An 18,755-nucleotide genomic window follows, 5' to 3' on the forward strand; every position below is an offset into this window, starting at 1 on the left:
ACGCATAAGTTATTACTCAACGCCGCGAAGTAGAGCGTTAATACCTACTTTAGCGCGGGTTTTTGCATCAACTTTTTTCACGATGATTGCTGCGTATAGGCTGTACTTACCATCTGCGCTAGGCAGGTTACCCGCAACAACTACAGAGCCCGCTGGAACACGGCCGTAGTGAACTTCGCCGGTCTCACGGTCATAGATACGCGTGCTCTGACCGATGTAAACGCCCATTGAAATTACTGACCCTTCTTCAACGATAACACCTTCTACAATTTCAGAACGCGCACCGATAAAACAGTTATCTTCAATAATGGTAGGGTTTGCCTGAAGTGGCTCTAATACGCCGCCGATGCCCACGCCACCAGAAAGGTGAACATTCTTACCAATCTGTGCACACGAGCCTACCGTAGCCCACGTATCAACCATTGTGCCTTCGTCTACAAATGCACCAATGTTTACGTAAGAAGGCATAACAACCGCGTTCTTACCTACGAAAGTACCTGTACGTACTGCCGCTGGCGGAACAATACGTGCACCGTCAGTCGCAAATTGTTCAGCTGTGTAGTTAGTGTACTTAAGTGGTACTTTGTCATAAAACTTGCTTTCAGCGCCTTCAATCACATCGTTGTTGTGAAGACGGAAGAAAAGTAGAACAGCTTTTTTCAGCCACTGGTGTACTACCCATTCGCCAGCAATTTTTTCTGCAACGCGGCCTTTTCCGCTATTAAGTAGGTCGATAGCTTGCGCTACCGCATCTCTTACTTCATCAGGTGCTGATGACGGGCTAATGCTGTCGCGATTTTCGAAGGCGTCTTCAATAATGGCTTTCAATTCATTCATGGTATTGTGATATCTTCAAGTTGGTCGAGTTTAAACAGGATACGCTTTTTAAGGTTTACCTGTTGTTCTTGGGTTAATGCGATGCCAGCCTCATTGCTGACAATAAAAATATCTTCGGTCTCGCTCGCCAATGGTGGCAATTTTTGCAAGCTTAAGTGTCATATTAGTATCAACGAATGCATGACCAATTTTAGCTAAAATGCCCGGTGCGTCTAGGGCTTCTAACTCGATAAGCGTGGCTTCATCGTTGATATTGAAAAAACGAACCTTGGTTGGCACGTCTAACTGTTTCATTTGGCGCGGTAACTTTCGTTTGTTTTCGTGAGAGCGCCCCGGCTTTTCTAATTGGGCAGAAATGGCATTCTCAATAGAAGCAATGCGCGACTCTGAGCTTATACGACTCCCGTCATTTTCAAGAATAAGCATGCTATCGAAGACATAACCGTCTCTGGTCACGGTGACGTGGGCGTCGTGAATTGAACAATTACGGCTATCTAGTACAGATGCGACTTGAGCAAACAGGGCTTTTCTATCTTTTCCATAAACAAATACTTCAGTACCGCCTTTAGCGCTGTTGTCGTTAGCCTTTACTAATAGACCATCGTGTTCTGGTGTAAGCCATTCATTCTGAGCTTTAATAATTTCATCGGTATGCCATGCAATTTGCGTAGGCTTAAAGCGAACAAAGTAATCATCATCAAGTCTTGCCCACAGCGCATCGATGGCAATAGGGTCTATAGCACGCTCTTGCAGGATCTGTCTTGCCTGGTGTTTGTGAGTGGTTACTCGCTCGTTGAGTGTAACCTGACACTGTAGCCCATTGTCTAAGGCTTTTTGCGTCATTAAATACAGTTCGCGAAGCAAAGACGCTTTCCAATCATTCCAGAGGTTATCGTTGGTGGCGCGAATATCGGCAAGGGTCAGTGTATAAAGTAAATTAAGGTGATTATGGCTTCTTACCGCACCAGCAAACTCACTAATGACATCAGGATCGTAAATGTCGCGGCGTTGGGCAACCACTGACATAAGCAGGTGGTTTTCTACTAGCCATGCAATCAGTTCTGCATCTTTACTAGGTACGTCGTGTTGTGCACAGAACTTGGCGACATCTTGCGCGCCTAGGGTTGAGTGGTCTCCATTACGACCTTTTGCGATGTCATGGAAAATTGCAGCAATGTAAAGTATTTCAGGTTTGTCTAGGTTTCGACAAATTCTGCCGCAGCGTGGAAAATCTTTGTTCTCTTTCGAGAAAAAATAGTTTACATGCTTTACTAATCGGTGAGTGTGTTCGTCCACAGTGTAGGCGTGAAACAAGTCAAACTGCATCATACCCACAATGGTATCCCACTCTGGAAGGTAGGCTTGTAAAATACCGTACTGGTGCATAATGTCCCAACCGAAATCAAAAAATTCGGGTTGCTTCATTAATCGCATAAATTTATCGCGGCATAGAGGACGTTCAACGTAATATTCTGCTTCGAAGGCCCGGTGAGCGTTACGCAATTGTCGAATACAAATGGTACTTAAGCCTTTTACTTCTGGCGTGTTTGCCACCAAATGTAAGAAGTCTAAAATTGCCTCAGGTGATGAAAATACGGTTTCGTGACGCGGCGAAATCATATTGTCGAGCAGTTCGAAATCTTCGTTTATGATTACGCTTTTTTGCACGCTTTGGTTAAGCATGTCGTACTTGAAGCGCTGAAGCAGCATTTGGTTCAGTTCAGACACGCGCGCTACAGTGCGGAAAAAGTCACGCATCATTTTTTCCACAGATGCCTTACCTTCTTCACCGTATCCCATCATTTGTGCGACATCGGGTTGATAGTCGAAAAGCAGTCGGTTTTCGCTTCTGCCAGCAACTAAGTGCAGCGCACAACGCATTTTCCACAGGTGCATACGACAGGCGATTAACTCACTGTGTTCTTGTTCGGTGAAGTAACCGTGACCCACCAAGTTCCATCCGTCATACTCTTTAAAGTGCTTTTTCGCTACCCAACCGATAGATTGAATGTCTCGCAAACATCCCGGGTTTTCTTTAATGTTTGGTTCAAGGTTGTAAGCGGTGCCGTTGAACTTGGCGTGGCGCTTCTTTTGCTCGTCATATTTAGCCGAGAAGAAAGATTTACTCGACCATGAATTGCGACCGTTTACCTCATCTGACAGTTTGTCGAATGTAGTTTCACTTCCACAAAGCAGACGGCTTTCAACGAGATTCGTCGCAATAGTAATATCGTCTTTCGCCAGTTTAACCGTTTCTTTAATGGTGCGTACCGACTGTCCAACATCTAGCTTGATATCCCATAAAAGGGTGATGAACATGCCAATTTTTTCTTGCACTTCAGGCTTTAGCTTCTTCTTGCTGACAATGAGTAAATCGATGTCTGAGTGGGGTTGTAAATGGCCGCGACCGTATCCACCCACCGCGCAAAGGGAAAGTTCGTCCACGGTATCTAAGCCGTAAAGTTGCCAAAGGTGACAAAGCAATGCGTCGACAAACTGCGCACGACCGGTAACGAGTTGATTAACTGGCGTAGCGTCGAAAGACTCTGTTATCCAAGTATAACTGGCTTCCACGCACGATTTAATGACGGGAATTTCATCAACAGAGTTAATTGTGTCGATATTCTTTATCAGTGATTGCAGCGTCAAAATGCACCTTTGAAATAGACTTCTATTAAAACGCTAAGAACAATAGCATGAATTGATAGTAGTTCGCAGTAGCAAATTTATGCATAAGTTAGGTTGAATTGTGAATATTTATGGTTTTTTGTTATAGGTGTGTAGCCCGTTTAATAGGCGCATCGTATGAGAATTAAAAATAAAGATTTAGTATGCCGTTTTGAATGAGGCAATGAGGCAATCAAAGCGGCTGTAAGCTTAACAGCCGCAATATGAAAATTATCCGTGTGAAATAACACGCTCTAAGCTTTCTTCCTCGCGAAGCGTAAGAATTTCAACACCGGTCTCTGTAACTAAAAGAGTGTGCTCCCATTGGGCACTTAAACTTCTGTCTTTGGTCACAACAGTCCATTGATCTGGCAAAACTTTTGAGTAACGTTTGCCTGCGTTAACCATAGGTTCGATGGTAAAGCACATCCCAGGCTCTAAAACGTCACCTGTACCAGGCTTTCCATAGTGAACAATTTGCGGTTCTTCGTGGAAGCTTGCACCAATACCGTGACCGCAGTATTCACGCACTATTGAATAGTTATGCGCTTCAGCATGGGTTTGACAAATATGGCCAATATCGCCAAGACGCATACCCGGCTTCACTTGTTCAATCGCTTTATATAGGCACTCTTGAGTAACGCGAATAAGGCGCTCGGCAAGAATAGATGGCTTACCTACAACGAACATCTTCGAAGTATCACCGTGATAGCCGTCTTTTATAACAGTTACATCAATGTTGATGATGTCACCGTCTTTTAGCTTCTTGTCAGAAGGAATACCGTGACATATACAATGGTTCACCGACGTACAAATAGACTTTGGAAATGGTGGGTGACCATAGTTTAGCGGAGCGGGCACTGCCTTTTGCTCGTTTACTATATAGTCGTGACAAATGGTATTAAGTTCATCGGTAGTTACGCCTTTTTTCACATAAGGCCCGATCATAGTAAGTACTTCAGCAGCCAGTTTACCGGCTACGCGCATTTTTTCGATTTCTTCTGGGGTTTTGATAATAGCTGTCACAGCGCCTCTCAAATCGTTTGAAACTAGTTTGGTGAAGAATTTAAATTACTTACGCAGTATAACACTATTCAGGTCATTCTTAGTAAGGTGCTGATATTCAAGGTTTTTAATTGATGATTTATAAGGCTGATAGCAACGGGGTGAGTAGTCTTAATAAAGGTTGGCAAAAATACTTAAAAGCCTGGTTTATTAACGTTAAAACTTGAGGCTGTCGTGGTATTGTGATATAAAGCGCGCGCCCTGACGGAAAGCTCATTTTGCTATGTGCAACAAGCACCGTTTTAGAGGGTAAATTTATTTTATTAAAACACACATATACCGACACTTCGTATCGGGGTGTTCAGTTCAACGTAGGTTGGCCTGAATCGATACAAGGGGTATATGGAGGCCTAACCCCAAGAGGAAAATAAAATGGCTAATGTTTCTATGCGTGACATGCTGAAAGCAGGTGTGCATTTCGGTCACCAAACTCGTTACTGGAACCCAAAGATGAAGCCTTTCATCTTCGGTGCTCGTAATAAAGTTCATATCATCAACCTTGAAAAAACGGTTCCACTTTTCAACAACGCACTTAACTACCTTTCAGGTGTTGCGTCTAAGAAAGGTAAAATCCTTTTCGTTGGTACTAAGCGCGCCGCTGGCGAAGCAGTAAAAGATGCTGCTCTTAAGTGCGACCAGTACTACGTAAACAAGCGTTGGTTAGGTGGTATGCTGACTAACTGGAAAACAGTACGTCAGTCAATCAAGCGTCTTAAAGATCTAGAGCAACAAGCTCAAGACGGTACGTTTGAGAAGCTAACTAAGAAAGAAGCACTTATGCTTCAGCGCGAAATGGACAAGCTTGAAAACAGCCTTGGCGGTATCAAAGACATGGGCGGTCTTCCAGACGCAATCTTTGTTATCGACGCAGATCACGAGCACATTGCTGTAACAGAAGCTCGTAACCTAGGTATTCCTGTTGTTGGTGTTGTTGATACTAACTCTAACCCAGACGGTGTTGATTACATCATCCCTGGTAACGACGATGCTATCCGCGCTATCCAACTTTACTTGGATGCTGCTGCAAACGCTATAAACTCAGGTCGCGAGAGCAACCTTGAAGTACAAGCTGAGCAAGACGACTTCGTAGAAGCGGCAGAGTAATTCTGATTGCTTACTGTCATATCTAGATAATATGGCAGTACTACAATACGAAACGTATTGAGAGGGGCGACATCGCCCCTTTTACCTAACGAATTTATATTTAATGCTGAGGAATTGAAAAATGGCAGTGACTGCAGCACTAGTTAAAGAACTGCGCGAACGTACTGGCGCAGGTATGCTGGATTGTAAAAAAGCCCTGGTTGAAACGGATGGTGACATTGAGTTAGCCATTGAAAACATGCGTAAATCAGGTCAAGCGAAAGCGGCTAAAAAAGCAGGCCGTATCGCAGCTGAAGGTGTTATCCTTACTAAAGTTGAAGGTGGTCGCGCGACTATGCTTGAACTAAACTGTGAAACTGACTTCGTAGCACGTGACGAAGGTTTCCTTAAGTTTGGTAACGAGCTTCTAGAAGTAGCAGCGGCTAATAACATCAACGACATCGACGCACTTAACGATGCAGAACTTAACGGTTCTAAAGTAAGCGAAGTTCGTGACGCACTTGTTGCTAAAATCGGTGAAAACATCTCTCCTCGTCGCGTTATCAACGTTGAAGGCGACACGCTAGGTGCATACGTACACGGCGGCCGTATTGGTGTTATCTCTATCCTTACCGGCGGCGACGAAGAGCTAGCAAAAGATGTAGCAATGCACGTTGCAGCTGCTAGCCCGCAGTTTGTTAAGCCAGAGAATGTTCCGGCTGAAGTTGTAGAGAAAGAGAAAGAAATCCAAATCGAAATCGCTATTCAGTCTGGTAAGCCAGCTGAAATTGCTGAGAAAATGGTTGCAGGCCGCATGAAGAAGTTCACTGGCGAAGTGAGCTTGACTGGTCAGCCTTTCGTTAAAGATCCTTCAATTTCTGTTGCTGAGCTTCTTAAGAACAACAGCGCAGACGTAATCAACTTCGTACGTTTCGAAGTTGGTGAAGGTATCGAGAAGAAGACTGAAGACTTCGCTGCTGAAGTAGCTGCTCAAATGGAAGCTGCTAAGAAATAATTGAGCGTTTATCTTTTGCATTACGCAATAGTTAGATAAACTACAAAGCACCTCTTAGGAGGTGCTTTTTTATAGCTGCATATTTTTAGTATTGCTAATGCAGTGCGCAAGTGTGAAGCTAGGCGAGTTACAAGCGTGCGCCTGCCAAACAGACGAAAGCGCTTTGTCCTATGTTTTTTACGGTAATGCTTTATTGAAAGACATAGGACAAAACGGGTTTACGAGGACAATTCAAACTATGAGTATCACACCAAAATCAGCATATCGACGCATTCTGTTAAAGCTTAGTGGTGAAGCCCTAATGGGCGAAGAAGGCTTTGGCATAGACCCTAAAGTGTTAGATAGAATGGCACAAGAAATTAAAGAGCTGGTTGAACTTGGTGTTCAAGTTGGACTTGTTATCGGTGGTGGTAACTTGTTCCGTGGCGAAGGCCTAGCAAAAGCGGGAATGAACCGTGTTGTTGGCGACCACATGGGCATGCTGGCTACGGTAATGAACGGTCTAGCTATGCGTGACGCGCTTCATCGTGCATTTGTAAACGCGCGTATGATGTCTGCTATCCCACTAAACGGCGTGTGCGACGCTTACAACTGGGCAGAAGCTATTAGCCTTCTTAAGTCGGGCCGCGTTGTTATCTTTTCTGCCGGTACTGGCAACCCTTTCTTCACTACCGACTCTGCGGCGTGCTTACGCGGTATCGAAATTGAAGCCGATGCTGTGCTTAAAGCCACTAAAGTAGACGGCGTATACAGTGATGACCCAGTAAAAAATCCTGAAGCGACATTGTATGATCAATTGTCTTACCAGGAAGTACTAGAAAAAGAATTAAAAGTAATGGACTTGTCAGCTTTCACTCTAGCACGAGATCACAGCCTACCAATTCGCGTATTCAACATGAATAAGCCGGGTTGCCTCAAGCGTGTGGTGATGGGTGAAAAAGAAGGTACCGTCATTTGCCACGCTGACAACGATTAATTAAGAACAATAGGATACAAAACGTGATTGATGAAATTGAATTAGATGCGCAAGAGCGCATGGAAAAAAGCCTAGTTTCTCTAAAAGGCCAATTCAGTAAGATCCGCACTGGTCGTGCGCATCCAAGCCTTCTAGATGGCATCATGGTACCTTATTACGGTGTAGACACGCCTCTAAAGCAAGTCGCTAACGTTGTTGCGGAAGACAGCCGTACTCTAGCGTTGACTGTTTTTGATAAAAGCGCTATTCAAGCAGTTGAAAAAGCGATTATGCAGTCTGACCTGGGCTTAAACCCAATGAGTGCTGGCGGTTCAATTCGCATTCCTCTTCCGCCGCTTACAGAAGAGCGCCGTAAAGACCTTATCCGCGTTGTACGCAACGAAGCGGAAGGGGGTCGTGTTGCCATTCGTAATATTCGCCGTGACGCTAACGGTGACATCAAAGATCTTCTAAAAGAAAAAGAGATCAGTGAAGATGAAAGCCGCGCAGCGGAAGAGAACATTCAATCTGTTACTAATGAATTCATTAAGAAAGTTGACAGCATGCTTGCTGACAAAGAAAAAGAACTAATGGAAGTATAAGTTAGCATTATGATTGGAAAGCGTTTAAGCGCAGCCAAATCGAAAAAAGTTGAGGCGCCGGCAGTGACTGCCGGCCCGAAGCACGTTGCTATCATCATGGATGGCAACGGTCGATGGGCGCAAAAGAAAGGGAAAATTCGTACCTTCGGTCACAAAGCCGGGGTAGAGTCTGTACGTTCTGTTGTGCGCTTTGCACGTCAAAACGGTATCGAATCACTAACGCTATTCGCGTTTTCAAGTGAAAACTGGAAACGTCCTGAGGAAGAAGTCAGCGTCCTTATGGAGTTGTTTAATCTCGTCCTCAATAGTGAAGCAAAACGCTTACACAAAAATGGTGTACGCTTGCAGGTTATTGGTGATGTTGAGGCTTTCGACGCCAAGCTAGTCGAAAAAATTCGCAAAGCCGAAGACATGACTAAAGACAACAAAGATTTGGTCTTAAATATCGCAGCAAACTATGGCGGTAGATGGGACATCGTAAATGCGGCCAAGCAACTCGCATCGCAGGTGAAAAGCGGCGAGCTTGATGTAGATAACATCAGTGAAGAAGCTCTTGGTTCGCACATTTCTACAGCTAACCTTCCAGAGTTAGATCTCCTTATTCGCACTGGTGGCGAGCACCGAATTAGTAATTTCTTACTATGGCAGTGTGCTTATGCCGAATTGTATTTCACCGATGTACTATGGCCCGACTTCAATGAAGACGTGTTTCAATTAGCCGTAGATGATTTCAATGTTCGTCAACGAAGATTCGGTCTAACCGGTGAACAGGTAGTCACAGCCGATGGTTAATACCATGCAGGCAATTATCAGGCTAGCCCTGGTAACCAAAGCCAAGGGCAAATTATGCTAAAACAACGGATAATAACTGCATTAATTCTCGCGCCGCTGGCGCTCTACGCTATTCTTTTTCTTCCTATTTTCTGGTTTGAAATAGCCATAGCCGGTGTTGTCGGCATTGGTGCCTATGAGTGGGCGAATATGTCAGGCGTGTGCGAGCGTCCTAAAAAACTTATTTACATGGCGGGAGCCTTTGCAATATGTATTGCTCTATCGCTTACCGTTGATGCCAGCACCATTTGGTATCAGGGCCAATTGCATGGCCTGTATCGCGCAATTTTAACCATCGCTGTGTTGTGGTGGATAGCCTCTTTATTTATGGTGCTTGCCTATCCGAAGTACTCACGATTCTGGAAAGACAGTCGCAGTGTAAGAACCGTATTTGGCGCACTTACGCTTATACCAACATGGGTAGCCGTAGTTGCACTTCGCACTAGCCTGCATGATGTTGATCCATTTTATGGCGCATCGCTGATTTTTTATGTATTGGGTATCGTTTGGGCGGCTGATATAGGCGCATTCTTCGTAGGCGTTAAATTTGGTCGACACAAGTTACGCCCTAACGTATCGCCAGGTAAAAGTTTAGAAGGTTTGTTAGGCGGTATTGCTGCCTCGTTCGCTATTATTGCTTTTGCTGCACTGCACTATCAGGTGGAGCCGTCGCGCATTTGGCTACACCTTGCAATTGGCGGTATAACCGTTGCTGTTTCTGCGCTTGGTGATTTGAACGAGAGCATGCTGAAGCGATGCGCTGGTATTAAAGACAGTGGTAAGATACTACCGGGCCATGGTGGTGTGCTAGATAGAATTGATAGCCTAACTGCAGCATTTCCAGTATTTGCCTTCTGCTATGTAACTTGGATGGCGTAATGCAAACAGTAACAGTGTTAGGGGCCACAGGCTCCATTGGTTGTAATACACTCGACGTAATAAATCGCCACCCAGACAAATACCGCGTTTTTGCTATTACTGGTAACTCTCAGCTTGAACTGCTTATGGAGCAAGCGCAAAAATGCGCGCCCCGTTATGTAGTGATCGCCAACGATGCTCACTATAAAGCCGCCTGCGAGTTAGCTTCTCAATACGGTGTAGATGCTGAAATTCTTTCAGGCACCAAAGCATTGGAAGAGGTATCAAGCGCACCTGAAGTTGACGCTGTCATGGCTGCAATTGTAGGGGCAGCCGGTCTTTTGCCAACAATGGCGGCGGTAAAGGCAGGGAAACGAGTTTTGCTTGCTAATAAAGAAGCCTTGGTCATGTCTGGCGCTTTATTTATCGAGGCTGCAAACCAAAGCGGCGCTGAAATCCTTCCAATCGACAGTGAACACAATGCCATATTCCAGTGTCTCCCGCACAATTACGAATATGGTAACTTTACTGCTTCAGGTATTCGCAAAATCTTATTAACGGGTTCTGGCGGCCCCTTCAGAGAAAGGCCACTTAATAGCTTTTCGTCAATTACCATCGATGAGGCCAGTACTCACCCTAACTGGTCAATGGGCCGAAAAATAACAATCGATTCGGCAACTATGATGAACAAGGGGTTAGAGTTCATAGAAGCCTGTTGGTTATTTGGTGCCGGCGCTGAAGACATTGATGTTGTTATACATCCACAAAGCATAATCCATTCTATGGTGCAGTACATTGATGGCTCTGTAATAGCGCAAATGGGTAACCCAGATATGCGAACACCTATTGCATATGGTTTGGCTCACCCAGATCGAATTGAAGCAGGTGTGAAGCCCCTCGACTTTTCGGATATGGCTAATTTCAGTTTCCAGACCCCTTGTTTTGAGCGTTACCCTAATTTGAAGTTGGCTATTGATGCATGTAAGGAAGGGCAATGCGCAACGACAAGAGTCAATGCGTCAAATGAAGTGGCTGTAGAAGCTTTTTTAGAGGGCAAAATTCAATTTTGTGATATTGCTAAAGTAAACGACGCTACGCTCAATGCTATGCCGCACGTATCGGTAAGTTCTATTCAACAAATATTAGAACAAGACGCACTAGCAAGAACCAAAGCTAACGAGATTATTCGAGGTAAATTTCAGTGCTAGCATTTTTATGGAGCCTTGGGGCATTCATTGTCGCCTTAGGTATTTTGGTAGCCGTACATGAATGGGGGCACTTTTACGTTGCTCGCAAATGCGGTGTACAGGTAGAGCGTTTCTCAATTGGATTTGGCAAGCCAATTTGGCGAAAGTTAAGTAAGTCCGGTACAGAATATGTTATCGCTATGATTCCCCTTGGTGGTTACGTTCGCATGCTCGATGGGCGTATTGATGACGTACCGCCTGAGTTAGAAGATAAAGCCTTCAATAAAAAACCTGTATTGCAGCGCATGGCGGTAATTGCAGCGGGCCCTGGCGTAAACTTCATATTCGCATTTTTTGCTCTTTGGCTAATGTACCTTGTCGGTTTAGAAACCGTTAAACCTGTTGTTAAAGCTGTCGAGCCACAAAGTGTTGCAGCTGTAGCAGGCGTTCAACCTGGTGATGAAATCATTAAGGTCGGCGACAGAATTACACCGGACTGGGAAGCGGTTAATTTAGAAGTTGTCTCTAACATAGGGTCAGAAAAAATCACTGTTACGGTTAAAAATGCATCAAATATCGAAAAAGAACTGACATTTACACTGGGTTCTTGGAACTTTGACCCAGATAGCGAGTCTCCATTAAGCAGCTTAGGCCTAACCCCATACCGACCGGATGCAACGTTAACTGTTGGGTTTGTTGGTGAGGGAAGTGCGGCGCAGGAAGCAGGGTTGAAACCCGGTGATGAACTTGTCGCACTAAATGGCGCTAAATTGACGTCGTGGGAAGGTTTGGTTGACGTTATTGTTGAAAGCCCCGGTGAAAGTATCTCTCTTGATATACAAAGGGATGGACAGCAACTAACGTTAAATGCCACGATAGCGCGCCGCGATACACCACAAGGGCAAAGTGGTTATTTAGGTGTGAGCCCAACATTCGAGCCTTGGCCTGAAGGGTATGTGTTTACTCATCAATATGGCATTATAGAGGCTATTGGGAAGGCGCTAGACAAAACGTGGCGTCTAATGACACTGAGTGTCGAAATGATAGGAAAGCTTATCACCGGCGATGTATCGGTGAAGAATTTGAGCGGTCCTATCTCAATTGCTCAAGGTGCGGGAACAAGTGCTGGGTATGGACTTGCGTACTTTTTGAGTTTTCTTGCCTTAATAAGCGTAAATTTAGGCATAATAAATTTATTACCCTTGCCCATGCTTGACGGTGGCCACCTCATGTTTTTCATTGTGGAGTGGATCACTGGTAAGCCTGTGCCTGAAGCGGTGCAAGAATGGGGTTACAGAATAGGTGGCGTGCTTCTGTTTATGATCATGGGTATCGCAATTTTTAACGATATCGCTCGCATAACCTGATACAAATCAGGAAGTACAAAACAGCTAATACAAAACGCGGCCAGGAAAAGAAAAATAGATGAAGTTAAAACAGTTAGTAGCAGCCGGAGCCATTTTTTCCAGTGCTAGCTTTGCCAATGCTGCGGCGCAAGACAGTGAATTTGTTGTTGAAGACATTCGCGTAGAGGGTTTGCAACGTGTTGCACTTGGTGCAGCCTTAACCTACTTGCCCGTTCAAGTTGGCGACGAGCTTAATACATTCAGGGTAACGCAGCTTATTCGCTCGCTTTACTCTTCAACTCACTTTGAAAATGTAGAAATTCTTCGCGACGGCAATACCCTTGTGGTTCGTGTGGCGGAGCGTCCAACCATCAGTAATATTATTTTTGACGGCAATGATGATATTAAAGATGAGCAGCTTCAAGAAAGTTTGGATGGCAATGGTGTTCGCATCGGTGAGCCACTTGATAAGACCGTACTAACCTCTATTGAGAATGGCCTTAAAGACTTCTTTTACAGCATAGGTAAGTACAATGCTGACGTAACGGCTATTATCACGCCGTTACCGCGTAACCGTGTCGATTTGAAGCTACTTTTTGAAGAAGGCGATGCCGCTGAAATCGAGCAAATTAATATTGTAGGTAACGAAATTTTCTCAGACGAAGAGCTGATGGAAGCGTTTGAGCTACAATACGATACGCCTTGGTGGGACTTTCTATCAGAGACTCGCTATCAGCAACAAACGTTACAAGGTGACATGGAAACCTTGCGTAACCACTATTTAAATCGTGGTTACCTACGATTTAACGTTGACTCTACTCAAGTGTCGATGACCCCTGAAAAGTCCGGTATCTACATTGCTATGAACGTATCAGAAGGTGAGCAATACACCATTTCTGAAGTAGAACTCGTAGGTGATGTACTTGGCCATGAAGAATACATCGAGCGCGTACTGCCGCTAACAGAAGGCGAGCTATACAACCAAGCGGAAGTCACCTACACAGAAGAGTTTATTAGTAAATATCTAGGTCGCTTCGGCTATGCTTATCCAACGGTAACCACAGTACCTGAAATTAATGACGAAGATAAAACGGTTAAGCTGACGCTATCTGTAGACCCGGGTAAGCGTATTTATGTTAACCGTATTAAGTTTAACGGTAACGTGGTAACCGCTGACAGTGTACTTCGTCAAAACGTAAGTCAGATGGAAGGCACCTGGTTATCTAATAATTTGCTAGAGTCTTCAAAAAATCAGCTTTCTCGTCTTACCTACATGGAAGAAGTAGAGTTTGAAACTGTACGTATTCCAGGCTCTGAAGATAAGGTTGATGTTAACTATAATGTTAAAGAGCAGCCTTCGGGCTCGTTTAACGCAGGTATCGGTTACGGTGACAGAACCAAGTTAAGCTTACAGGCGGGTATCCAACAAGATAATTTCTTGGGTACAGGTAAACGTGTTGGCCTTAACCTAAGTACGGTTTCGTATCAGCGCAGTGCGCAAATCACCTATAACGACCCTTATTTCACCATTGACGGTATCAGCTTGGGTGGAAGCATTGGTTATAGCGAGTTCGACGGCTCTGACTTTAACGTAATCCAGTACAACTCAAAACGTTGGTCAATTGGTGCGAACGTTGGTTATCCAATTAACGAGTTTAATCGTATCAACTTCGGTTTAACCTATAGCAATGTAGAGCTATTTAACCGTGGTTATTATGAGCAAACAGAGCAGTTCTATAACCAGTTTACCAATGGCGAAGATCCGGATGCGGCTATTAAATACGATAGCTATCTTGCTAGCGTAAGCTGGAGCAGAAGCACGCTAAACCGTGGTCTATTCCCAACGGCGGGCTCGTCTCAACGTGCATCCTTTAGCATTACTACGCCAAACTCTGACGTTAACTACTTTAAAACTGTATTCGATGGTAAATGGTATTTCCCATTATCACGTGATCAACGCTGGTCGTTCCTAACACGAATTCGTCTCGGATACGGTAACGGTTACGGTGATATCGATGGCAACGAACAAATATTGCCGTTCACTGAGAACTTTACCGCAGGTGGTTCAGATTCACTGCGTGGATTTGAGAATAATACGGTTGGTCCTCGAGGTATTTTCCTCGGTAACACTGGCACCATTTCTGGTCCTGATGGGGAAGTATTCCCGGCGGACCCAGCTGACGCTGCACTTTCTTGGTCGACGCGAAGCCTAGGTGGTAACGCTATGGCACTCGGTGGTATTGAGCTAATCGTGCCTACGCCGTTTGTTGAAGAAGAAATGGATAACTCTGTTCGCACAAGTTTGTTTGTGGATGTGGGTAACGTATGGGATACTGAGTTTGATTATGACTACTACCGTCAGTTTGATATAGCATCTACTCAAAATGGTGAGCTATTGGACTATTCTGACTGGAGTCTGTATCGTAGTTCGGCAGGTATATCGGTCCAGTGGATTTCACCAATGGGGCCGATGGTATTTAGCTTCTCGAAAGCGATACAGCAACGTGATGGTGATGATGCTAGATTCTTCACTTTCAATATTGGTCAAACTTTCTAAGACATTAAAACGAGCGCGTTTTAACCGCGCTCTATAATAAGATTCACAAAAGGAGTTCCCTTTGAAACAGTTGGTTAAACATATCGTTGCAGGAGCAATGTTGGGTAGCGCTTTAGTAAGTACATCTGTAATGGCAGAACAGAAAGTGGCTGTTGTTGACGTGCAAGGTATTTTTCAAGCGATGCCTCAAGCGGCTGAGATTCAAAATGCTATTCAAGCTGAGTTTAAAGACCAGCTTGAAGAAGTGAATCAACTGCAGCGTGACGGTCAGTTCTACGCAGAGCGTCTTCAGCGTGATGCAGCTACAATGAGCGATACCGAGAAGAAAGAACTAGAACAAAAAATCTTGTCAGTTCGTGAAGAGCTATCTAAGAAAGGTCAGCCTTTACAACAAAACATTCAGCGTCGTAGCAACGAAGAGCGTAACAAACTGCTTGGCCTTATCAAGCAAGCTATCGACTCTGTTGCATCAAAGCAAGGTTACGACTTAGTACTTAATGCGGGTGCAGTTGCTTTTGCTAAAGAAGAGCACGACTTATCTGAGCAGGTACTTCAGCAAGTAAGCAAAACTAACTAATTAACTTAAGACCTGTCGGCCTTCGCTGTTCATCAAAGTTCAGCAGGCGCTGGTTAGTTATAAAATTTGTCAGACCAACCCCTCTAAAGGTGTTGGTCTGATTTGTTTTTCGCGCTTTACAGCGTATGGTTGCCGCCGTTTTTAGTTTTTACGGCGAGTTTGACCCAAATACCAATGTATCATCTGTATTGGTATAAAATAGCTAAAGGTCATGCTTGTATACAGGAGAAAGTTTTTGGCCAATTCACTTAATACCATCGAAATCCAGGAAATATTGGAACTGCTACCACACAGATATCCTTTCCTACTTGTTGATCGTGTTACTGATTATGTTCTGGGTGAGTCTGTAAAGGCTTACAAAAATATTACGATTAACGAGCCATGTTTTATGGGGCATTTCCCTGGACAGCCAATTTTTCCGGGCGTTTTAATTCTAGAGGCCATGGCGCAAGCTGCCGGAGTTCTAGGTTTTAAGACCATGGGCAACAATGATAAGTTATACTTGTATGCAGGGATTGATAACGCACGCTTTAAACGTCCAGTTGTTCCGGGTGATAAGCTTGAGTTTGATGTTGCTCTGGTAAAAGAGCGCAGAGGGATTTGGAAATTTAAAGGTACTGCAAGTGTCGATGGCGATATTGCTTGTAGTGCAGAGTTTATGTGTGCGATGAGAGAGATAGCGTAACGTGATCCATCCTACTGCGGTAATTTCAGAAAGTGCAACGATTGGTGAAAATGTCACCATAGGTCCATTTTGTGTGGTAGACGACAACGTCACCATAGGCGACGGCTGTATTCTGAAATCACATGTGGTGGTACGCGGCCCGACGCGTATCGGTAAAAACAACAAGTTTTATCAGTTTTCTTCAATTGGTGAAGACTGCCAAGATAAAAAATATGCGGGTGAGCCTACCGAACTCGTTATTGGTGATGATAACGAGTTTAGAGAAGGGGTTACCGTTCACCGTGGCACAGTCCAAGACAACGGCATAACGATTATCGGTTCTCGTGGTCTATTTATGGCTAATGCACACGTTGCCCACGACTGCGTTCTTGGCGATGACATCATAATTGCCAACAATGTGGCTGTGGCCGGCCATGTTCATATTGATGATTTCGTTATTATTGGCGGCGCTACAGGCATTCATCAGTTCTGTAAAATCGGCGCTCATGCATTTTTAGGGGCAGGCGGTATTATTCTGCGCGACGTCCCGCCTTTTGTTATGGTGAGTGGTCAGAAGAATATTCCTCAGGGGATCAACTCTGAAGGCTTGAAACGCCGTGGTTTCTCAAAAGAAGAAGTGCTTGAAATCAAGCGCGCCTATAAAGCGATTTATCGTGAAGGTAATACTATTGACGAAGCAGTGGACAAGCTTGCTGAACCAGCACAAAAGTTTGATGGTGTGGCGCTAATGGTTCAATTCTTACAAGACTCCAAGCGAGGCATTATTCGCTAATTATGTCTAAACCAATTCGTATCGGCATGGTTGCCGGAGAGCCCTCTGGTGACATCCTTGCCGCTGGAATGGTTGCCGAGTTAAAACGCCAATACCCAGATGCTATTATCGAAGGTATTGGGGGCCCAAACATGATAAAGGCGGGTTTCCATGGTCTATTTGATATGGAAACCTTGTCGGTTATGGGGCTTGTTGAAGTCCTATCCCACCTTCCAGCCATCTTAAAAGTTAAAAAGCAGCTTCTTGCTCATTTTGAGCAAAATCCGCCAGATATTTTTGTAGGTATTGACGCGCCTGATTTTAATCTGAGAGTAGAGAAAGCCCTCAAAGCCCGCGGTATCAAAACCATGCACTATGTAAGCCCTACCGTGTGGGCGTGGCGTGAGAAACGCATTCACAAGATAGCGAAAGCGGCTAATCGCGTACTGGGGTTGTTCCCTTTCGAACAGCAGGTTTACGATAAATATAACGTTCCCTACACCTTTGTGGGGCACACAATGGCTGACGCTATAGCCATTGAGCCCGACCAAAATGCGGCAAGGCAGGCATTAGGTGTAGATAGCAATGCTCCCATATTGGCTGTACTACCCGGCTCGAGAAGAGGCGAAGTGGATACGTTGCTTCCCGTGTTTCTGAAGACCATAGAAGCTATTCATGCTAAACGCAGCGACATTCAATTTCTTATCCCTGCGGCAAATGAGCATCGTCTTTCGCAAATTAAAGCACTCTTGCTTGAAGCTGATAATGCTGAAGCACGCTTACCCATTCAGGTAACCCAAGGCACTTCTCGTGATGCTATGATAGCGAGCGATGTTATCTTGCTTGCTTCAGGCACGGCTACCTTAGAGGCGATGTTATGCAAGCGCCCCATGGTGGCCGCTTATTTACTTGCACCGCTCACGTATAAAATTATGCAGCGTTTGTACAAAGCGCCGTACTTTACGTTGCCAAACCTCTTGGCTAACGAGGCAATTATTCCTGAATTACTTCAAGACGAGGTAAACGCAGAGAATATGAGCAATCAGTTACTTAACTTCTTCGAAAGTGATAATTCAGCGCTTATTTCCCGTTTCACCGACCTCCACCATACGCTAAAATGCAACGCTGATAAAACAGCAGCAAAAGCTGTCGTGGAGGAATTGTTTGCATAAGTTAATTGCCGGTGTTGATGAAGTAGGGCGTGGCCCTTTAGTTGGAGATGTGGTTACTGCTGCGGTTATACTAGACCCAGAAAACCCCATTGAAGGACTAACCGACTCTAAAAAGTTGAGTGAAAAGAAACGTGTAGCCCTTGCTCAAGAGATTCGTGAGAAGGCGCTTTACTGGAATATCGGTAGAGCAAGCCCTGAAGAAATAGACAAGCTCAATATATTGCACGCTACCATGCTCGCTATGATCCGCGCAGTGGAAGGTTTACCTGTAAAACCTGACTTTGTGCGCGTAGACGGCAACCGTGTCCCAGCTTGGAAATTTGACTCTGAAGCGGTAGTGAAAGGTGACAGCCTACACGCTGAAATTTCTGCGGCATCAATCATTGCTAAGGTAGAGCGAGATAACGATATGATTTCGTTGCATGAGGCCTACCCACAATATAACTTTGCCGGGCACAAAGGTTACCCTACAAAAGCACATTTTGAAGCTATCGCCGAATATGGCATCTTAGATTGCTATCGCAAAAGTTTTAAACCCGTAAAAGCGCTACTCGAAGAGAAATAATA

16 protein-coding genes and 1 pseudogene are annotated in these 18,755 nt (G+C 44.7%); 14 read left to right on the forward strand and 3 right to left on the reverse strand.

The genetic code is table 11. The annotated features are described in order from the left end of the window. Window positions 1-12: 12 nt before the first annotated feature. From dapD to map, 3 genes and pseudogenes are all read right to left on the reverse strand, one after another. On the reverse strand, window positions 13-837 hold the full coding sequence (gene dapD / locus ACYX4W_RS07935; protein WP_476075212.1) for a 2,3,4,5-tetrahydropyridine-2,6-dicarboxylate N-succinyltransferase: 825 nt from the start codon (window positions 835-837) through the stop codon (window positions 13-15). After that, window positions 834-3,486, reverse strand: a pseudogene (glnD, locus tag ACYX4W_RS07940) ([protein-PII] uridylyltransferase). Before glnD ends, dapD begins: the two are co-directional and overlap by 4 nt. Before the next feature lie 249 nt (window positions 3,487-3,735). Beyond that, on the reverse strand, window positions 3,736-4,530 hold the full coding sequence (gene map / locus ACYX4W_RS07945) for a type I methionyl aminopeptidase (RefSeq protein ID WP_179982597.1): 795 nt from the start codon (window positions 4,528-4,530) through the stop codon (window positions 3,736-3,738). A gap of 411 nt (window positions 4,531-4,941) precedes the next feature. Here map and rpsB point away from each other — a divergent pair, with 411 nt between their 5' ends. The 14 genes from rpsB to rnhB all read left to right on the forward strand — a co-directional run bounded on the left by rpsB (window position 4,942) and on the right by rnhB (window position 18,753). Continuing rightward, the gene (gene rpsB / locus ACYX4W_RS07950; protein ID WP_015066407.1) at window positions 4,942-5,673 is read left to right on the forward strand and encodes a 30S ribosomal protein S2; all 732 of its coding nucleotides are present in this window, start codon (window positions 4,942-4,944) and stop codon (window positions 5,671-5,673) included. A gap of 121 nt (window positions 5,674-5,794) precedes the next feature. Then, window positions 5,795-6,667, forward strand: a complete 873-nt coding sequence (gene tsf / locus ACYX4W_RS07955) for a translation elongation factor Ts (protein ID WP_012517564.1) — start codon at window positions 5,795-5,797, stop codon at window positions 6,665-6,667. Between the two features lie 238 nt (window positions 6,668-6,905). Then, entirely contained in the window at window positions 6,906-7,643 is a 738-nt protein-coding gene (pyrH, locus tag ACYX4W_RS07960) for a UMP kinase (protein ID WP_069943865.1), read from the forward strand. A gap of 23 nt (window positions 7,644-7,666) precedes the next feature. Further along, complete coding sequence (gene frr / locus ACYX4W_RS07965; RefSeq protein WP_476075213.1) at window positions 7,667-8,224, forward strand: ribosome recycling factor; 558 nt, start codon at window positions 7,667-7,669, stop codon at window positions 8,222-8,224. A gap of 9 nt (window positions 8,225-8,233) precedes the next feature. Next, window positions 8,234-9,016, forward strand: a complete 783-nt coding sequence (gene uppS / locus ACYX4W_RS07970; RefSeq protein ID WP_476075214.1) for a polyprenyl diphosphate synthase — start codon at window positions 8,234-8,236, stop codon at window positions 9,014-9,016. 54 nt (window positions 9,017-9,070) lie between these two features. Then, window positions 9,071-9,934, forward strand: a complete 864-nt coding sequence (locus tag ACYX4W_RS07975; RefSeq protein ID WP_179982600.1) for a phosphatidate cytidylyltransferase — start codon at window positions 9,071-9,073, stop codon at window positions 9,932-9,934. Next, window positions 9,934-11,121, forward strand: coding sequence for a 1-deoxy-D-xylulose-5-phosphate reductoisomerase (gene ispC, locus ACYX4W_RS07980; protein ID WP_476075215.1), 1,188 nt, complete (start codon window positions 9,934-9,936; stop codon window positions 11,119-11,121). Before ACYX4W_RS07975 ends, ispC begins: the two co-directional genes overlap by 1 nt. After that, window positions 11,115-12,467, forward strand: a complete 1,353-nt coding sequence (gene rseP, locus ACYX4W_RS07985) for a sigma E protease regulator RseP (protein WP_476075216.1) — start codon at window positions 11,115-11,117, stop codon at window positions 12,465-12,467. The genes ispC and rseP overlap by 7 nt, the downstream gene beginning before the upstream one ends. A gap of 58 nt (window positions 12,468-12,525) precedes the next feature. Further along, a complete protein-coding gene (gene bamA, locus ACYX4W_RS07990) occupies window positions 12,526-15,003 on the forward strand; it encodes an outer membrane protein assembly factor BamA (protein ID WP_476075217.1) in 2,478 nt (825 codons plus the stop codon). 61 nt (window positions 15,004-15,064) lie between these two features. Next, window positions 15,065-15,580, forward strand: a complete 516-nt coding sequence (locus tag ACYX4W_RS07995) for an OmpH family outer membrane protein (protein ID WP_474808322.1) — start codon at window positions 15,065-15,067, stop codon at window positions 15,578-15,580. A gap of 235 nt (window positions 15,581-15,815) precedes the next feature. Beyond that, window positions 15,816-16,265: a 3-hydroxyacyl-ACP dehydratase FabZ gene (gene fabZ / locus ACYX4W_RS08000; protein WP_118490056.1), complete on the forward strand. Its 450-nt coding sequence runs from the start codon at window positions 15,816-15,818 to the stop codon at window positions 16,263-16,265. A gap of 1 nt (window position 16,266) precedes the next feature. Further along, window positions 16,267-17,037 carry an acyl-ACP--UDP-N-acetylglucosamine O-acyltransferase gene (gene lpxA / locus ACYX4W_RS08005; RefSeq protein WP_269915916.1) on the forward strand — a complete coding sequence of 257 codons (771 nt, stop codon included), beginning with the start codon at window positions 16,267-16,269 and terminating at the stop codon, window positions 17,035-17,037. Window positions 17,038-17,039: 2 nt separating this feature from the next. Then, window positions 17,040-18,188, forward strand: coding sequence for a lipid-A-disaccharide synthase (gene lpxB / locus ACYX4W_RS08010; RefSeq protein ID WP_476075218.1), 1,149 nt, complete (start codon window positions 17,040-17,042; stop codon window positions 18,186-18,188). Further along, the gene (gene rnhB / locus ACYX4W_RS08015) at window positions 18,181-18,753 is read left to right on the forward strand and encodes a ribonuclease HII (protein ID WP_476075219.1); all 573 of its coding nucleotides are present in this window, start codon (window positions 18,181-18,183) and stop codon (window positions 18,751-18,753) included. Before lpxB ends, rnhB begins: the two co-directional genes overlap by 8 nt. Window positions 18,754-18,755: the final 2 nt, after the last annotated feature.

The organism is Alteromonas sp. ABH4_454, assembly GCF_056311775.1.